General features: G+C 71.4%; 9 protein-coding genes. 2 read left to right on the forward strand and 7 right to left on the reverse strand.

Translation table 11 applies throughout. From position 1 onward, the window contains the following. Nucleotides 1-40 precede the first annotated feature (40 nt). The 7 genes from ACZ6Q9_RS29150 to ACZ6Q9_RS29180 all read right to left on the reverse strand — a co-directional run bounded on the left by ACZ6Q9_RS29150 (nucleotide 41) and on the right by ACZ6Q9_RS29180 (nucleotide 10,359). The gene (locus tag ACZ6Q9_RS29150) at nucleotides 41-724 is read right to left on the reverse strand and encodes a response regulator (protein ID WP_393262071.1); all 684 of its coding nucleotides are present in this window, start codon (nucleotides 722-724) and stop codon (nucleotides 41-43) included. Further along, nucleotides 721-3,276, reverse strand: coding sequence for a DUF4118 domain-containing protein (locus tag ACZ6Q9_RS29155; RefSeq protein WP_393262074.1), 2,556 nt, complete (start codon nucleotides 3,274-3,276; stop codon nucleotides 721-723). The genes ACZ6Q9_RS29150 and ACZ6Q9_RS29155 overlap by 4 nt, the downstream gene beginning before the upstream one ends. Before the next feature lie 92 nt (nucleotides 3,277-3,368). Next, a complete protein-coding gene (locus ACZ6Q9_RS29160) occupies nucleotides 3,369-4,250 on the reverse strand; it encodes a potassium-transporting ATPase subunit C (RefSeq protein ID WP_393262076.1) in 882 nt (293 codons plus the stop codon). Continuing rightward, a complete protein-coding gene (gene kdpB / locus ACZ6Q9_RS29165; protein WP_393449858.1) occupies nucleotides 4,250-6,457 on the reverse strand; it encodes a potassium-transporting ATPase subunit KdpB in 2,208 nt (735 codons plus the stop codon). The genes ACZ6Q9_RS29160 and kdpB overlap by 1 nt, the downstream gene beginning before the upstream one ends. A gap of 20 nt (nucleotides 6,458-6,477) precedes the next feature. Beyond that, nucleotides 6,478-8,133, reverse strand: coding sequence for a potassium-transporting ATPase subunit KdpA (kdpA, locus tag ACZ6Q9_RS29170; protein ID WP_393449855.1), 1,656 nt, complete (start codon nucleotides 8,131-8,133; stop codon nucleotides 6,478-6,480). After that, nucleotides 8,133-8,222: a K(+)-transporting ATPase subunit F gene (gene kdpF / locus ACZ6Q9_RS29175; RefSeq protein WP_350704204.1), complete on the reverse strand. Its 90-nt coding sequence runs from the start codon at nucleotides 8,220-8,222 to the stop codon at nucleotides 8,133-8,135. The genes kdpA and kdpF overlap by 1 nt, the downstream gene beginning before the upstream one ends. An 877-nt stretch (nucleotides 8,223-9,099) precedes the next feature. Further along, on the reverse strand, nucleotides 9,100-10,359 hold the full coding sequence (locus tag ACZ6Q9_RS29180; RefSeq protein ID WP_396830390.1) for an RNA-guided endonuclease InsQ/TnpB family protein: 1,260 nt from the start codon (nucleotides 10,357-10,359) through the stop codon (nucleotides 9,100-9,102). A 42-nt stretch (nucleotides 10,360-10,401) separates the two neighbouring features. Here ACZ6Q9_RS29180 and ACZ6Q9_RS29185 point away from each other — a divergent pair, with 42 nt between their 5' ends. Together ACZ6Q9_RS29185 and ACZ6Q9_RS29190 are read left to right on the forward strand one after the other, a co-directional pair. Continuing rightward, entirely contained in the window at nucleotides 10,402-13,299 is a 2,898-nt protein-coding gene (locus ACZ6Q9_RS29185) for an ATP-binding protein (RefSeq protein WP_396830392.1), read from the forward strand. Between the two features lie 447 nt (nucleotides 13,300-13,746). Further along, nucleotides 13,747-16,905 carry a S8 family serine peptidase gene (locus ACZ6Q9_RS29190; protein ID WP_396830393.1) on the forward strand — a complete coding sequence of 1,053 codons (3,159 nt, stop codon included), beginning with the start codon at nucleotides 13,747-13,749 and terminating at the stop codon, nucleotides 16,903-16,905. Nucleotides 16,906-16,913: the final 8 nt, after the last annotated feature.

Below are 16,913 nucleotides of genomic sequence, written 5' to 3' on the forward strand. Positions count from 1 at the left end.
CCAGCGACGTGGGACGGTCGCGGCGTCGCGTCCTGCCGGTTCAAGGCTGGTAGCGGTAGCCCATGCCGGGTTCGGTGATGAGGTGGCGGGGCCGGGTGGGGTCGGGTTCGAGCTTGCGGCGTAGCTGCGCCATGTACTGGCGCAGGTAGCTGGTCTCGGTCTCGTATCCCGGGCCCCACACGTCGTGGAGGAGTTGGCGCTGACTGATCAGCTTCCCGGGGTTGCGGAGCAGTGCTTCGAGCACCCCCCACTGGGTGGGGGTCAGTCTGATCTCGGTGCCGTCGTCGCGGGTTACGGTGTGGGCGCCGAGGTCGACGGTGTGCCGGCCGACCCGCGCGGTGGGGCTGGCCGCGTCCGCGCCGGGTCCGTGCCGGCGGGTGACGGCACGGATGCGGGCGAGGAGTTCGTCGACGCCGAAGGGTTTGGTGACGTAGTCGTCGGCACCGGCGTCGAGGGCGGTGACCTTGTCGTCGCTGCCGGCGCGGCCGGAGAGCACGATGATCGGGACGGTGGTCCAGCCCCGGATCCCGCGGATGACGTCGACGCCGTCGAGGTCGGGAAGACCGAGGTCGAGTACGACGAGGTCGGGTGGGTGGCTGGCGGCGGCCCTGAGCGCGGCGGCGCCGGTGGCCGCGACGTCGACGTCGTAGCCGCGGGCGCGCAGGTTGATGCGCAGGGCGCGCAAGATCTGCGGTTCGTCGTCGACGACGAGGATCCGGTTCATTCCTGCGGGCCCTCCGTGGGTTCGGCCGGTGTGGCGGCGGGCAGCCGCAGCACCATGGTGAGTCCTCCGCCGGGTGTGGTCTCCGGGGTGATGCTGCCACCCATGGCCTCGGCGAGGCCGCGGGACAGGGCGAGGCCGAGGCCGACGCCGGTGGTGTTGTCGCGGTCGCCGAGGCGCTGGAACGGCAGGAAAACCTGTTCCCACTGGTCCTCGGCGATGCCGGGGCCGGTGTCGATGACGCGTAGTTCGACCTGGCCGGAGTGGGCGCTGGCGGTGATGGTGGGTGGCCGCCCGGGCGGGCTGTGGCGCAGGGCGTTCGCGACGAGATTGACCAGGACCCGCTCCAGCAGGCCCGGGTCGGCGGTGGCGGCCGGCAGGTCGGCGGGGATGTCGGCGGTGACATCGGCCGCCTGCGGGCCGAGTTCGTCCAGGGCCCGGGGCACGACGTCTTCCAGGCCGATCGCCGCGGCGGTGATGCCGAGGGCCCCGGCCTGCAGGCGGCTCATGTCGAGCAGATTGGCCACCAGCCGGCCGAGCCGGTCGAGTGACTCGTCGGCGGTGGCCAGCAGTTCGTCCCGGTCCTCGGCGTCGAAGTCGACGTCGCGGCTGCGCAGGCTGGACACGGCGGCCTTTGCCGATGCGAGGGGGGTGCGTAGGTCGTGGCTGACCGCGGCGAGCAGGGCGGTGCGCATTCGGTCGGCCTCGGCCAGGGGCCGGGCGGCGGCGGCCTCCTCGGCGAGGCGTTCCTGCCGGAGCGCGACGGCGGCCTGCGCGGCGAACGCCTCGATGATGCGCCGGTCGGCGGCCTCCAGCCGTCGGCCGGAGAGCACGACGGTGAGCCGGTCGTCGACGGGTACCGTCGTTTCGCCTGCGCTCGGGCTGCCGGCCGGCGCCTCGCCGACACTGGCCACGACTCGCCAGGCGTCTTCCTCCCGGTCCCGGCCGGGGCGCCCGGCGGCCTCGGCGACCAGTTCCAGGACGCTGACCGCGCGCAGCGCGAAGGTTTCCCGGAGCCGTTCCAGCAGCGCCGGCAGCGGGCGTTGCCCGCGCAGGACGTTGCCGGCGACGGTGGCGAGGGTCTGCGCGTCGGCGGACGCGCGGGCCGCCTCGCGGGTGCGCCGGGCGGCGAGGTCGACCACCCAGCTGACCGCTACGGCGACGCCGACGAAGACGCCGAGGGCGAGCAGGTTGTCCGCCTCGGCGATGGTCAGCGTGTAGAAGGGCGGGGTGAAGAACCAGTTCAGCAGCAGGGATCCGCCCAGCGCGGCGAGCAGCGCCGGCCAGAGCCCGCCGACGAGCGCGACGCCGACGACGGCGGCGAGGAAGATCAGGATGTCGTTGGTGAGGGTGAGGTCGGGCAGCGCCCTGAGCAGTGCGGTCAGGGCGGGCATGCCCGCGACGGTGAGCGCGAAGCCGTACAGCCGGCGTCGCCGGGACAGCGCGGCCGGCACCGTCGGTCCGGGCCGTCCGCGACGGACCTCGGCGTGGGTGACCAGGTGTACGTCGATGGGCCCGGACAGTGCGGTCGTGGTCACGCCGACTCCGCGGGAGAACAGTTGCGCGAAGCGGCCGCGGCGGCTGGCACCGAGCACGAGCTGGGTGGCGTTAACGCCCCGGGCGAAGTCGAGCAGCGCAGCGGGGATGTCGGTGCCGAGGACCTGGTGGTAGGTGCCGCCGAGGCTCTCCACCAGCACCCGTTGCCGGGCGAGCTGCGCCGGGTCGGCTCCGGCGAGCCCGTCGCTGCGGGCGACGTGCACCGCGAGGAGGTCGGCACCCTTGCTGCGGGCGGCGATCCGGGCCGCGCGCCGGATCAGGGTCCCCCCCTCGGGTCCGCCGGTGAGCGCGACGACGACCCGCTCGCGGGCTTCCCAGGTGGCGGAGATGCCCTGCTGGGCCCGGTACGCGTCGAGTTGCTCGTCGACCTTGTCGGCGAGCCAGAGCAGGGCCAGCTCGCGCAGGGCGGTGAGGTTGCCGACGCGGAAGTAGTTGCCGAGCGCGGCGTCGATCTTGTCCGGGCGGTAGATGTTGCCGTGGGCCATCCGCCGGCGCAGCGCCTCGGGGGTCATGTCGACCAGTTCGACCTGTTCGGCGGCGCGCACGATCTGGTCGGGGACGGTTTCGCGTTGGGTGGTCCCGGTGATCTGGGCGACCACGTCGTTCAGCGATTCCAGGTGCTGGATGTTTACCGTGGTGAGGACGGTGATCCCGGCGTCGAGGAGTTCCTGGATGTCATGCCAGCGCTTGGAGTTGCGGGAGCCGGGCACGTTGGTGTGAGCGAGTTCGTCGACCAGGGCGACCTCGGGGCGGCGGGCCAGAACCGCGTCGAGGTCCATCTCGGTGAACTCGGCGCCGCGGTAGGTGATCGCGCGGCGGGGGACGATTTCCAGTTCGCCGATCATGGCGGCGGTGTGCTTGCGGCCGTGGGTCTCGACGAACCCGATCACCACGTCCGTGCCGCGCTCGGCGCGGCGCTGCGCCTCCTCGAGCATGGCGTAGGTCTTGCCGACGCCGGGTGCGGCACCGAGGTAGATGCGCAGTTCCCCTCGTGGCACAGCAGGATTCCTCTCCACAGCGTGACCGGCGGGTCGGGTGACGGGATGCCGGGCCGGGACCGTGCCAGCGTCCCAACCCGGCGCCCTCGTGTTCAGCGTGCCGGGAATTGTTCGTCCAACGCGAGGTTCAGCTCCAGCACGTTCACCCCGGGCGAGCCCAGGAAGCCGAGCGACCGGCCGGTGGTGTGCTCCTGGACCAGGCGCCGGACCGCCGCCGGGTCCGCGCCGCGCTCCCCCGCCACGCGCGCCACCTGGAGTTGCGCGTACGCCGGAGAGATGTGCGGGTCGAGGCCGCTGCCGCTGGCGGTGACCGCGTCGGCGGGCACCGCGGGCTCGGCGGGGGCGTCGCCCCGGATGGGGACGATGGTCGCCCCGGCGGCCCGGTGGTCCTCGCCCGGCGTGGCCGGCTCGACCGGCACACCTTCGTAGCGGGCGAGGAACGGGGTGGCGGGTGCGGTCTGGTTGACGCTGACCACCCGGGTGACCGGGCCGGTCAGCCCGTCGCGGCGGAACACCGCCAGCACGGCCCCGACCCCGTCGGTCGTGCAGTACGGGCGGCTTCCGTCGACGCCGTTCAGCTCCCCGACGGCCCTGCTGCGTGCGCAGACCTGGGTGAGCAGGCTCCGCGTGCTGTCGTCGGGGTTGGTGGCGATGGTGTCGACGATGTCCTCCGGGCCGAGGTTGCTGGCCGAGGTGGCGGTGGGGTCGTAGCCGTCGCCGGCTGCCGAGGGGCGGGACTGGAAGTAGCGCGGGACGGGGTTGCCGTCGGCGTCGGTGAACGACTGCCCGATGAGCGTGCTACCGACAGGCCGGCCGTCCACCTCGATGAGCGATCCGTCGGCCTTGTGGGCGAGGACCGGGATCCGACCGACCGCGACCAGGGCCAGCGGATAGGCCAGGCCGAGCAGGACGGTGAAGACGAGCACCGCGCGCAGCGCGGCCAGGTGCTGGGCGAGCCAAGACGGTAGGCGCATCACAAGATCCCCGGGATGAACTGGACGAGCAGGTCGATGAGCTTGATGCCGATGAACGGCACCACGATGCCGCCGAGGCCGTAGAGCAGCAGGTTGCGGCTGAGCAACTGCGACGCGGCGGCGGGCCGGTAACGGACGCCGCGCAGCGCCAGCGGGATCAGCGCGATGATGACGACCGCGTTGAAGATGACCGCGGACAGGATCGCCGACTCGGGGCTGGAGAGCCGCATGATGTTCAGCGCGTCCAGGCTCGGGTAGATGCCGGCGAACATGGCCGGGATGATCGCGAAGTACTTCGCGATGTCGTTGGCGATCGAGAAGGTCGTCAGCGCGCCGCGCGTGATCAGCAACTGCTTGCCGATCTCCACGATCTCGATGAGCTTGGTCGGGTCGGAGTCGAGGTCGACCATGTTGCCGGCCTCCTTCGCGGCCGACGTGCCGGTGTTCATCGCCACCCCGACGTCTGCCTGGGCGAGCGCGGGTGCGTCGTTGGTGCCGTCACCGGTCATCGCGACCAGCCGGCCGCCCTCCTGCTCCTTCCTGATCAAGGCGAGCTTGTCCTCCGGCGTCGCCTCGGCGAGGAAGTCGTCCACCCCGGCCTCGTCGGCGATGGCCTTCGCGGTGCGCGGGTTGTCGCCGGTGATCATGACCGTGCGGATGCCCATCCGGCGCATCTCGTCGAAGCGCTCCCGCATCCCGGCCTTGACCACGTCCTTGAGGTGGATGACGCCGAGGGCGCGGGCCGGCTGGCCGTCGAGGTGTTCGGCGACCACCAGCGGGGTGCCGCCGATGCCGCTGATCTCGTCGACGATCTGGCCGACCTGCTCGGTGGGGTGGCCGCCGTTGTCGCGGACCCACTTCATGACGGCGGCGGCGGCGCCCTTGCGGATCCGGCGCGCCGGCCCGGCGACACCGCCGTCGGCGGTCGCGTCGGGAGTCAGGTCGACGCCGCTCATCCGGGTCTGTGCGGTGAACGGCACGAAGGTGGCGTGCGGAATGAGCCCGGGTTCGCGTTGCCGTAGGCCGAACCCGTTCTTGGCCAGCACCACGATCGATCGGCCCTCGGGTGTCTCGTCGGCGAGGCTGGACAGCTGCGCCGCGTCGGCCACCGTGGCGACGTCCACCCCTTCGACGGGGACGAACTCGTCCGCCTGCCGGTTGCCGAGCGTGATGGTGCCGGTCTTGTCCAGCAGCAGAGTGTTGACGTCACCGGCCGCCTCGACGGCCCGACCGCTCATCGCGAGGACGTTGCGCTGCACGAGGCGGTCCATGCCGGCGATGCCGATCGCCGAGAGCAGCGCCCCGATGGTGGTGGGGATCAGGCAGACCAGCAGCGACACCAGCACGATCCCGCTGACGCCGGCGTCGGTGATCGCCCGCGTGTCCGGTGCGGCGGCCTGGTGGCCCATCGAGAAGATCGCGAGAGGCTGGAGGGTGACGACGGCCAGCAGGAAGATGACCGTGAGCGCGGCGAGCAGGATGTTCAGCGCGATCTCGTTCGGAGTCTTCTGCCGGTTCGCCCCCTCGACCAGGTTGATCATCCGGTCGAGGAAGCTCTCGCCCGGCTTCTGTGTGATCATCACGACGATCCGGTCGGAGAGGACCCTGGTGCCGCCGGTGACCGCGCTGCGGTCGCCCCCGGACTCCCGGATCACCGGGGCCGACTCGCCGGTGATGGCCGACTCGTCGACACTGGCGATCCCCTCGACGACGTCCCCGTCTCCGGGGATGATCTCCCCGGCCTCGACCACGACGACGTCGCCCTGCTTCAGTTGGGGTGCCGGGACGCTCTCGGTGCGACAGGTGCCGGGGGCGGCGCCCGGGGTCCAGCCGAGGGCGCGGGTGGCGACGGTGTCCGCCTTCGCCTTGCGCAGGGCGGCGGCCTGCGCCTTGCCGCGCCCCTCGGCGACCGCTTCGGCGAGGTTGGCGAAGATCACGGTCAGCCACAGCCACCCGGTGATCGCGAGGGCGAACACCGACGGGTCCGCGACGGCGAGGACGGTGGTGAACGCCGCGCCGATCTCGACGATCAGCATCACGGGGTTGCGCCACAGGGTGCGCGGGTCGAGCTTACGCAGCGCGTCGGGCAGTGATTGGACGAGCTGCCTCGGGTCGAGCAGTCCCCCGCCCCGGTCGCCCTGGGTGGCGGGTGTGCCGGAGGTGGGGGCGTCCGCCGTACCGTGCGGTGCCGGCGTGGAGGTCGTCATGTCTTTCTCTCTCATCGGTGTCACAGCCCCTCAACGAGGGGACCGAGCGCGAGCGCGGGCAGGAAGGTCAACGCCACGAGGATCACCGTGACGCCGACGACCATGCCGACGAACAGCGGCCGGTGGGTCGGCAGGGTGCCCTCGGAGGCGGGCGTCGGCTGCTGGCGGGCCAGCGAGCCGGCCAGGGCGAGCACGAGGATGATCGGCAGGAACCGGCCGAGCAGCATGCACAGCCCCAGTGCGGTGTTCCACCACGGCGTGCTCACGGTCAGGCCGGCGAACGCGGAGCCGTTGTTGTTGCTCGCCGAGGTGAACGCGTAGAGCACCTCGGACAGAGCGTGCGGGCCGGTGTTGAGCGCGGTGGAGTTGTTGCCGGTGGCGAACGCCGCCGCCGTGCCGGTCAGGACCAGCGCGGGGGTGACCAGGAAGTACAGCGACGCCAACTTGATCTCGCGGGCGCCGATCTTCTTGCCGACGTACTCCGGTGTCCGGCCGACCATCAGGCCGGCGACGAACACGGTGATCACGGCGAGGATCAGCATCCCGTAGAGGCCGGCACCGACGCCGCCGGGGGCGACCTCGCCGAGCATCATGTTGACCAGCGGCATCATGCCGCCGAGCGCGGTGTAGGAGTCGTGGAAGGAGTTCACCGCGCCGGTCGAGGTGAGCGTGGTCGCGGCGGCGAAGGTGGCCGAGTTCGACACGTCGAACCGGATCTCCTTGCCCTCCAGCGCCGCCCCGGCCGCCTGCGGCACCGTGCCGTCGCCGGCCAACTCGAAGACGTTGGTCAAGGCGATGCTCGCGACCGCCAGGACCGCCATCACGGCGGCGATCGCGTACCCCTGCCGGTTCTGCCCGACCATCCGGCCGAAGACCCGGGGCAGGCTGAACGGAATCACCAGGATCAGGAAGATCTCCAACCAGTTCGTCCAGGTGGTCGGGTTCTCGAACGGATGGGCGCTGTTGACGTTGTAGAAGCCGCCACCGTTGGTGCCCAACTCCTTGATGACCTCCTGGCTGGCCACCGGCCCGCCGGTGATGGTCTGGCTGCCACCGGTCAGGGTGGTGACCTCGGTGCCGGCGGAGAGGTTCTGCACCGCCCCGCCGATCATCAGGGCGAGGGCGCCGAGCACCGAGATCGGCAGCAGGATCCGCAGCGTGACCCGGGTCAGGTCGACCCAGAAATTGCCCAGGTCACCCGTGCGGCGGCGGGCGAACCCGCGCACCAGCGCGACGGCGACCGCGATACCGACGGCAGCGGAGACGAAGTTCTGCACCGCCAGCCCGGCCATCTGGACCAGGTGCCCCATGGCCGACTCACCCGAGTACCACTGCCAGTTGGTGTTGGTCACGAACGACACGGCCGTGTTCCACGCGCCGTGGGTCAGCACCGGGTCGAAGCCCAGCGAGAGCCACAGGTGGTCCTGCAGCCGCATGAACGCGTAGAGGAACAGGATCGAGATGGCGGAGAAGGCAAGCACGCTGCGGGCGTACACGCCCCAGGACTGCTCGGCGCCCGCGTCGACCCCGACCAGGCGGTAGATACCCCGCTCGACGCGGAAGTGCCGCCGGCCGGACACCACGCGGAACATGTGGTCGCCGAACGGCTTGTGGACGGCGACCAGCGCCACCACGAGCGAGACGATGAACAGCACGCCGGCTGTCGTCACGGCCATCAGAAGCGCTCCGGGAACAACAGGGCGACCACCAGGAACACGGCCAGGCCGATCGCCAGCACCAGACCGATGACGTTGACGGCGCTCACAGCTTCTCCACTCCCCTCACCACCAGGGCGAGAGCCGCGAACAGCCCCATCGTCAACACCACGAACACCACGTCAGACACGTCTGACTCCTCATTCCGGACCAGCTCGACACGGCCGCCATCCGGCCGCGCCGAGCAATCACAACGCCACCCGCCCCTCACCGACAGGGGCTATAACGCGACCATCACGGCGATCCGGCGTTTCTTAACGCCCTTTTCACACCACCCCTGGATCGGGTGATCCCGACCACCGTCGGCAGGGCGGATCACACCGCTTGCCCCCCAGGAAGCAGTGGTGGCAGATCCGCGGCATCGCCGCCGAGCGGCGGACCGGGCAGGGGCGACGGCGCGAAGACCCCGAACTCACCCCGACGGTCGACAAGCTCACCGAAGACCGCCAGCCGCACAGCGAGGCTCCCGGTCGGGGCATCGGATCCTGGCCGACTGCCGCCCCACCCGGAGCTTCGTCCAGTGTCGACACGGCTCCCCGCGCCTACCCTGGCGGGGCTATCACGAAAGGCCTCAGTGGACCCCAGCATCTCCCCATGCCTCGGCCCGGGCCGCTCGCCCTGCCTCGACCAGGACACCGCACGGCAGCCCGACGCGACGCGTGCCCGCCTCGTCCGCTGAACAGGCCGTACCGATCGCCGGCCCGCTGCGGCAGAATGCCAGGCAGGCGGCCCCGGCGGCGCAGGCCGGGCGGGCAGCTCCGGCCGCCCTCAGCCGCCCGATCCCTCGGGGAGGACGACCATGCCGCACCATCGCCACTCCGCCCGCCGGCAGGTCGCCGGGAGCGCGGGTTCCCCGTGTCGGGCGGCCCGACGGCCGCGCGCCTAGCTCCGGTACGCCAGGCGCTGACGGTTGACATCCTCCCCCGCCTAAAGGCGAGGGATTCCCACCCTCGCGGGTTGGGGTTCCTGGTTCACCGCAGACCGCACGGAAGGTTGCCCCTCGTGTCTGACGTCCGCTCCGCAGGCGTTTTGTGTCTCGACCAGCCCGGCCGCGACAGCGATGTTCTGGGCGGCGTTGACGTCCCGGTCATGCCGGGTGCCGCAACCCGGACACGACCAATGCCGTGTGCCGAGGGAAAGCTGGGCGAGCAGGTGCCCGCACGCCGAACACGTCTTCGACGACGGGTACCAGCGATCCACGACGGCGAGGGTACGGCCGTCGCGGTGCGCCTTGTAGGTCAGCAGGGTACGGAACTCGGCCCAGCCGGTACGCGAGATCGCTTTGGCCAGGCAGCGGTTGCGGACCATGTTCGCCACCGCCAGGTCCTCCACCGCGATGGCGGCGAACCGGCGCACCAGGGCGGTGGACTGCTGGTGGAGGAAGTCCCGACGGGCATCTCGTACCCGCGAATGCGCCCGCGCCACCCTTTGCCTGGCTTTGGCGCGGTTGGCGGAGCCCTTCTGCCGGCGGGCCATCATCCGCTGGTACCGCTTGAGTCGGCGCTCGCGCCGCTCCATGTGCCTCGGACGCGGAATACGCTCGCCGGTGGACAACACCGCAAAATCGGTCAGGCCGAGGTCCACACCCACCACCCCGCCCGCCGGTTCGGGTGCGACGGGTGCCTCGACGTCGACGGCGAACGTCACGAACCAGCGGCCGTCCGGGTCACGCGACACCGTCACCATCGTCGGATCCAACCCCGCCACGTCCACGCCTGGCCAGGACCACACGAACCGCAGCACACCCGGAGTCTTTCCCAGCGACAGGTTCCCGCCGCGCAGCCGGAACGCCGACCGGGTGTAGGAGGCCGACTGGCGGCCGTGCCGCGACTTGTACCGCGGGTACCGGGCTCGTTTCTGGAAGAAGGCAGTCATGGCGGTGTGCTGGTGCCGCAGGGTCTGCTGCAACGGCACCGACGACACCTCACCCAGAAACGCCAGATCGGGCTGCCTCTTCATCTCGGTCAGCGCCCGATCCGTCTGGGCGTACGAGGTCGCTCTGCCCTCAGCGTGGTAACGAGCATGACGGGCGGCGAGAGTGCGGTTCCAGACGACACGTACACACCCGAACGTGCGGTTCAGCACCGCCACCTGCTCCGGCGTCGGATACGCCCGACACCTGTACGCCGTCCGCACACGACCAGTCCTACCACAAGGGACAGTCATGGTTGACGACGCGTCCGCCATTCCTCCCCGCCCTGAAGGACGGGGCATCCTGGCGGTGATCCGGTGACGGGGAACCCGGTCGCGCGGCCTGGGCCGGCCCCTGGCCAGCGGCGGATCTCCTCCCCCAGGCTCATCGGGCGCATCCGGGAGCTCGATCTGCTGGTGTCGACCCTGGCGACGCCGCCCGCCGCGGTGGTGCTGGAGGGAGAGGCGGGAGCCGGCAAGACCCGGCTGATCACCGAGGTACGAGCCCGGCCTGAGCTTGCGGGACTGAGGTTCGTGCTCGGGGCGAGCCGGCGGATTCGCGAGCCGTTCCCGTTAGGCCCCATCATCGACGCGGTCCGCGGGCTCGACACGGAGCTGGCGGAAACCCGGCTGTCCCCGCTGGCCGGCGCGCTCCGGCCGTTGCTGCCCGAGCTCGCCGAGGCACTGCCACCGGCGCCCGAGCCACTGGCCGACCCGGCCGCCGAGCGCCATCGGGTGTTCCGTGCGCTGGCGGAGGTGCTGGGGTCGGTGGGTCCGGTGGTGCTGGTCCTGGAGGATCTGCACTGGGCCGACGAGCAGACCCTCGACTTCACGAGCTACCTGCTGGGCGATCTGCCAGCACAGCTGTCGGTGCTGCTGACGTTCCGCAGCGAGGAGGCGGCCCCGGGCGTACGGGCGTTGACCGCACGGTTGCCGGCGTCGACGAGACACGCGCAGGTCGTGCTCGCCCCGCTGGACGCGGGGCAGACCGGTGCGCTGGCTGCGGCCATCCTCGGGCTGGCCCGGGTCTCCGAGGAGTTCGCCGACTACCTGTGCGAGTGGGCCTCCGGGCTGCCGTTCGCGATCGAGGAGCTGCTCGCGTTGCTGCAGGCGAACGGCCAACTGGTCCGCCGGAACGGCGGCTGGGCACGCCGGGAGCTGGGTGAACTCAACGTGCCCACCGGAGTCCGTGACCAGGTGCTCGAACGCGTGGCGCACCTGTCCGACGAGGCCAGGGCGGTTGTCGAGGCGGCTGCCGTGTTGCACACCTCCGCACCGATGTCGGTGGTGGTGGCGACCTGCCGGATACCGGCGGCCCGGGCGTTGCCGGGTCTGGAGGAGGCGCTGGAGTCGGGCCTGCTCGTCGAGCATGGCGAGTTGGTGGGGTTCCGGCACGTGCTGGCCGCGCAGGCGGTGGAGGAGGCGTTGCCCGGCCCGCGCCGGCAGCAGCTGCACGGCCGGGCGGCGGCCGCGCTCGGCGCGCTCGATCCGATACCGCTGGGGCAGCGGGCACACCACCTTCGCCACGCTCGCCTGCTGGAGGAGTGGGTACGCGCGGCCGAGCAGGCGGCGGACCAGGCGGCGGCGCTGCGGCACGACGCGGAGGCGGTCCGGCTGCTCGAAGACGTCGTACGCCATGGGCCGTTGTCCTCACAGGAGCGCGCGCGGCTGGCGGTGAAGCTGGGCTGGGCCGCCCTTGAAATGGTGCGTACGCACGAGGTCGTCGACCTGCTCTGGGCGGTGCTCAACGAGAACGGGGCGCCAGCGACGCAGGGGGAGCTGCGGTTCCTGCTGGCCTCGGCGCTCAACGTGGCTGGCGAGGATCCTTCGGTGCAGCGCACGTTGTTCGCCACCGCCATCGAGCAGCTGCCGCGCCGGCCGGACCTGCGAGTGCGAGCGACAGTCGCGGTCGGGTTGCTGACCGCGTCCATCGGCACGGTCACCCGGGGTCGAGACTGGCTCTACCGCGCGCTGGAGCTCCTCGCGGAGGTCCACGACCCGATGGTCGGCGTGTTCGTGCTGGGCAAGGTCGGGATGGGGCTGGTGACCCTCGGCGACCCCCGCTGGCGGCAGGTGCTCGACCGCATCGAAGCTGCCACCGGAAGCTCACCCCGGTCGCTGGCCGAGGTCAACGCGTACTTTTCGGTCGGCACCCAGTGTTGCTACTTCGGGCACCACGAGGTCGGGCAGCGGCTGCTGACGAATGCCCTGACGGGAGCGGTCAGGTGCGGCAGCCGCCGGCTGGAGCTGCTCACCCGCTCCGCGCTGGTCCTGCTGCACTATCTCCGGGGCACCTGGGAAGCGCTGAGCGACGGCACCGACGCCCTGCTCGACGCCCTGTCCGACTACCCGCTCGGCCGGATCGAAGCCGAGCTGGCGCTCGGTGGCCTGGCTCTCGGTCGCGGCCAGCTCGACGACGCCCAACACCGACTCGCCAGTGCCCGGCAACTGGCCGAGGATCTGGGTCTGGTGGAGTCGCTGGCGTTCCCGGCGAGCGGTCTGGCCCGCATCGCGCTCGCCCGGGGGGACGTCGACGCCGCGTTGACCGCGACGCAACGATGTCTCACCATGTTGACCGGCAAGGAGGCGTGGGCGGCTGCGGCACCGGTGCTGCCGGCCGCCACCGAGGCACTGGTCGCCGCGGGCCAGCTGACCGACGCCGACGTCCTGCTGACCGACTACGAACACCGGCTGGGTGACCTGGACGTCTCCATCGCCCCGGCCGTTCTCCAACACGCCAGGGGCCTGCTGGAGACGGCTGCCGGCCACCCGCCGCGAGCGGCCCGCCACCTCGTCGAGGCGGCTCACCGCTACGACCGGCTGCCCTATCCCTACCAGGCGGCCCAGGCACGGGAGCTGGCGGCGTTGGCGCTGCTCGGTGCGGGTGACCACGAGGCCGGTGCCGCCGAGCTGTCGGCGGCCCTGGCCACGTATCAGCGCCTGGGCGCCACCTGGGACTACGCCCGCGCGATCGGCGCGGCTCGGCAACGCGGCCTGTCGCTGCCCGGTCGCCGCCGGACCGGGCGGCCCAGCTACGGCAACGAGCTGTCACCGCGGGAGCGGGAGGTGGCCGAGCTGGCCGCCGCGGGTCGCACGAACAAGGAGATCGCCGCGGAGCTGTTCCTCTCCGTGTACACGGTCGAGCAGCACATCACGTCCGTACTGCGGAAGCTGCACATCCGTTCCCGAGCGGCCATCGCGAGCCGGTTGAGCTGAGTGGCAAGCCGTTAGTTGCCGGGTTTCCGGGATTGTTCCCGTGCTGCCTCGCGGCCAGGCTGCTGCCATGCATCATCCTGAGCCCGACGAGACCCCTGGACCGTCCGGGTCTCCCAGCGAACCAGCGTCACCTGCCGGTGCGGTACGGCCGGCTGCGGGCGCACCGTCGAGCCCGGCCGAAGACGAGAACGCACCGGCGGGCGAGACGGCGGAGGGGACCCGGCACGAGGGCGGATGGCGGTCGGTATGAGCCCTTCCGCCGCTACGGACTCAGGCCCGACAAGGGACAGCGGGCGAGACCGCACCGCGAGGACAGAGGAGAGTTCCTTGAATGGATTGGCGACGGGTTCCCCGACGCTCGTGAGCGCCCCTCGGCGGCGAAGGCTCCGACTGGGTGCCGTCCTGGTCACGGCCGTGCTGCTCGTCCTGGGGATGCCAGGAACGGCGGTGGCCGCACCCACCCGGACGGCATCGGTCGAGCCGGCGCTGCACACCACACTTGCCGCGGACGGTACCGCCACCTTCTGGGTGTACCTGCGGGACCGGGCCGACCTTTCCGGCGCAGCCAGGATCACTGACCGCGCCGCGCAGGGCCGGTTCGTGTACGAGAGGCTGACCGGCACCGCCAGGGCCAGCCAGGCTGGTCTGGTGGCGATGCTGAAGGCCGCGGGAGCGAGCCACCAGCCGTACTGGATCGCCAACACGGTTCGGGTGACCGGCGACGCGGCGCTGCTGAAGCGGATCGCCGCCCGCCCAGAGGTCACCCAGATCACCGCCGACCAGGTCTACCAGCTCCCCACGCCGGAAGCAGCCGGCGAGGAATCGCAGATCACGGCCGTCGAGTGGAACATCAGCCGGGTCAACGCCCCGCAGGTGTGGCAGCAGTACGCGGTGACCGGTGAGGACATCGTGATCGGCAGCATCGACACGGGGGTGCGGTACAACCACCCGGCGCTGGTGAAGCAGTACCGGGGCAACCTGGGCAACGGCGCGTTCGACCACAACTACAACTGGTGGGACCCGTCGAGCGTGTGCGGCGCGCCGTCGTTGGTGCCGTGCGACAACAACAACCACGGCACCCACACCGTGGGCACCATGGTCGGCAACGATGGCGGGGCCAACCAGATCGGGGTGGCGCCCGGGGCGAAGTGGATGGCCGCGAAGGGCTGCGAGTCCAACTCCTGCACGTCCTCCGCGCTGCTGTCCAGCGGCCAGTTCATGCTCGCCCCCACCGACCTGCGTGGAAAGAACCCGAACCCGGCGCTCCGCCCGCACATCATCAACAACTCCTGGGGTGGCGGCGCCACCACCTCCCCCTGGTACCAGCCCACTGTCCAGGCCTGGGTGGCGGCCGGGATCTTCCCCCAGTTCTCCAGCGGCAATCCGGGGTCAGCGTGTGGGCAGGCGGGCAACCCCGGCAACCTGCCCGAGGCGTACTCGGCCGGTGCGTTCGACGTCAACGGCGCCCTGTACGTCAACTCCGGCCGCGGCCCCTCGGCTTGGGGCGCTGACCAGGTGAAACCGAACATTTCCGCCCCGGGTGTCGCGGTACGCTCGGCCTTCGCCAATGGCGGATACGGCGCGCTCACCGGCACGTCGATGGCTTCCCCGCACGTGGCGGGCGTGGTCGCGCTGCTCTGGTCCGCCGCGCCCGCGCTGGAGCGCGACATCGCCGCCACCCGGTCCATCCTGGACGGCTCCGCCGTGGACACCGCGGATCTCACCTGTGGCGGTACCAGCGGCAACAACAACGTGTGGGGCCAGGGCAAGCTGGACGCCCTCGCCGCCGTCACCCAGGCGCCGCGTCCGGCGAAGGGACAGCTGACCGGCACGGTGCTCGCCGCCCCCACCAACACGCCGATCGCCGGTGCCACCATCACCATCGCCGGGTCGGTGAACCGGACCCGTACCACGGGGCCGGACGGCCGGTACGCGATCACCCTGCCCGCCGGCAGCTACACCGTGACCGCGTCGGCGTTCGGATACCAGGCGGCGAGCGGCCCGGCGACCGTCGTCGAGGGCGGCACCGCCGCCCGGGACTTCGCCCTGGTGCCACCGGACGGACGACAACTGAGCGTGGCACCCCGCTCGCTGGACTTCGGCGTGACGAAGATCGGCGACACGGCCGGGCCGTTGACGGCGACGCTGACCGGCACCGGCGCCGAACCGGTGACGGTCAGCGCGATCACCGAGCCGGGCGGCGGGTTCGCGCAGTCCGGCGGCACGTGTGGCGCGCTACCGGTCACGCTCTCGCACCTGCAGAGCTGCACTGTGGCGTACACGTTCACGCCCACCGTTGAAGAGCCGGCGACGGCGACGGTGACTGTGACCAGCGACGCGGTCGACGGTCCGCACGCGTTCACTCTGGAGGGCACCGCCATCCGGGTCCCGCTGCGGGTCGACGCCGCGACGTTGGCGGCCGGCGAGAACGTGCTCTTCTCCGGGTTGGTCGATCCCGCCGGCCGGTACGCGTACTTCGGTACGCAGACGTCGCCGGGTCGGGTGGTGAAGGTCGACCTGGGCACCTTCCAGCGGGTGGGTGCGATCACGCTGGCCGAGGGTGAGAACTACCTCAACTCGGCGGTGATCGACCCGGCCGGCAGGTACGCCTACCTCGGCACGGGCACCGCACCCGGGCGCATCGTGAAGATCGACCTGGCCACCTTCCAGCGGGTCGGCACGATCACGCTCGACAGCGGCGAGAACTACCTGCGGTCGGCGGTGATCGACCCGGCGGGGGCATACGCCTACTTCGGCACCGGCACCGCGCCGGGACGGGTGGTCAAGATCGACCTGAACACCTTCCAGCGGGTGGACGCGGCCACGCTGAGCAGCGGCGTGGACAACCTGCGCTCCGCCGTGATCGACCCGGCGGGGGCATACGCCTACTTCGGCACCGGCACCGCGCCCGGGCTCGTGGTGAAGCTCGACCTGACGACGATGGCGGAGGTCGGGGTGATCGCGATGGTGAGCGAGAGCCTCTTCTACTCGGCGGTGATCGACCCGATGGGCAGGTACGCCTACTTCGGCACCGGCACGTCACCGGGACGCATCGTGAAGATCGACCTGGCCGGCTTCCAGCGGGTCGAGGCGATCGAACTCGCGACCGGCGAGAACTCGCTGCTGACGGCGGCGATCGACCCGGCCGGTCGGTACGCCTACTTCGGCACCGGCACCGCACCCGGCGGCGTCGTGAAGATCGAGCTCGCCGGCTTCCAGCGGGTCGGCGCGGCCACGCTGGCCGAGGGCGAGAACTCGCTGCTGTCCGCGGTGATCGACCCGCAGGGTGGCTTCGTCTATCTCGGCACGGTGAGCTCGCCGGGTCGGGTGGTGAAGGTGAAGGTCGACACGGCGATCCAGCTCAGCGCCGCGGCACACCGGGTGCGAGGGAACGCCGTCGTGAATCTGGCCTGGGACGGAGCTACCTCGACCGACGTCGACGTCTTCCGCGACGGCACGCTCGTCGCCACGGTGCCCAACAACGGCACGTACGCCGACGCCGTCGACGGCTCAGGCGCCGTCACGTACACCTACCGGGTGTGCCACGCCGGCACGCTGAAGTGCTCGAACAGGACCACCGTGCGGTTCGCAGGCCAGCAGGGATGACCGGTCAC

The sequence above is a fragment of the Micromonospora sp. NPDC049139 genome (genome assembly GCF_055586845.1).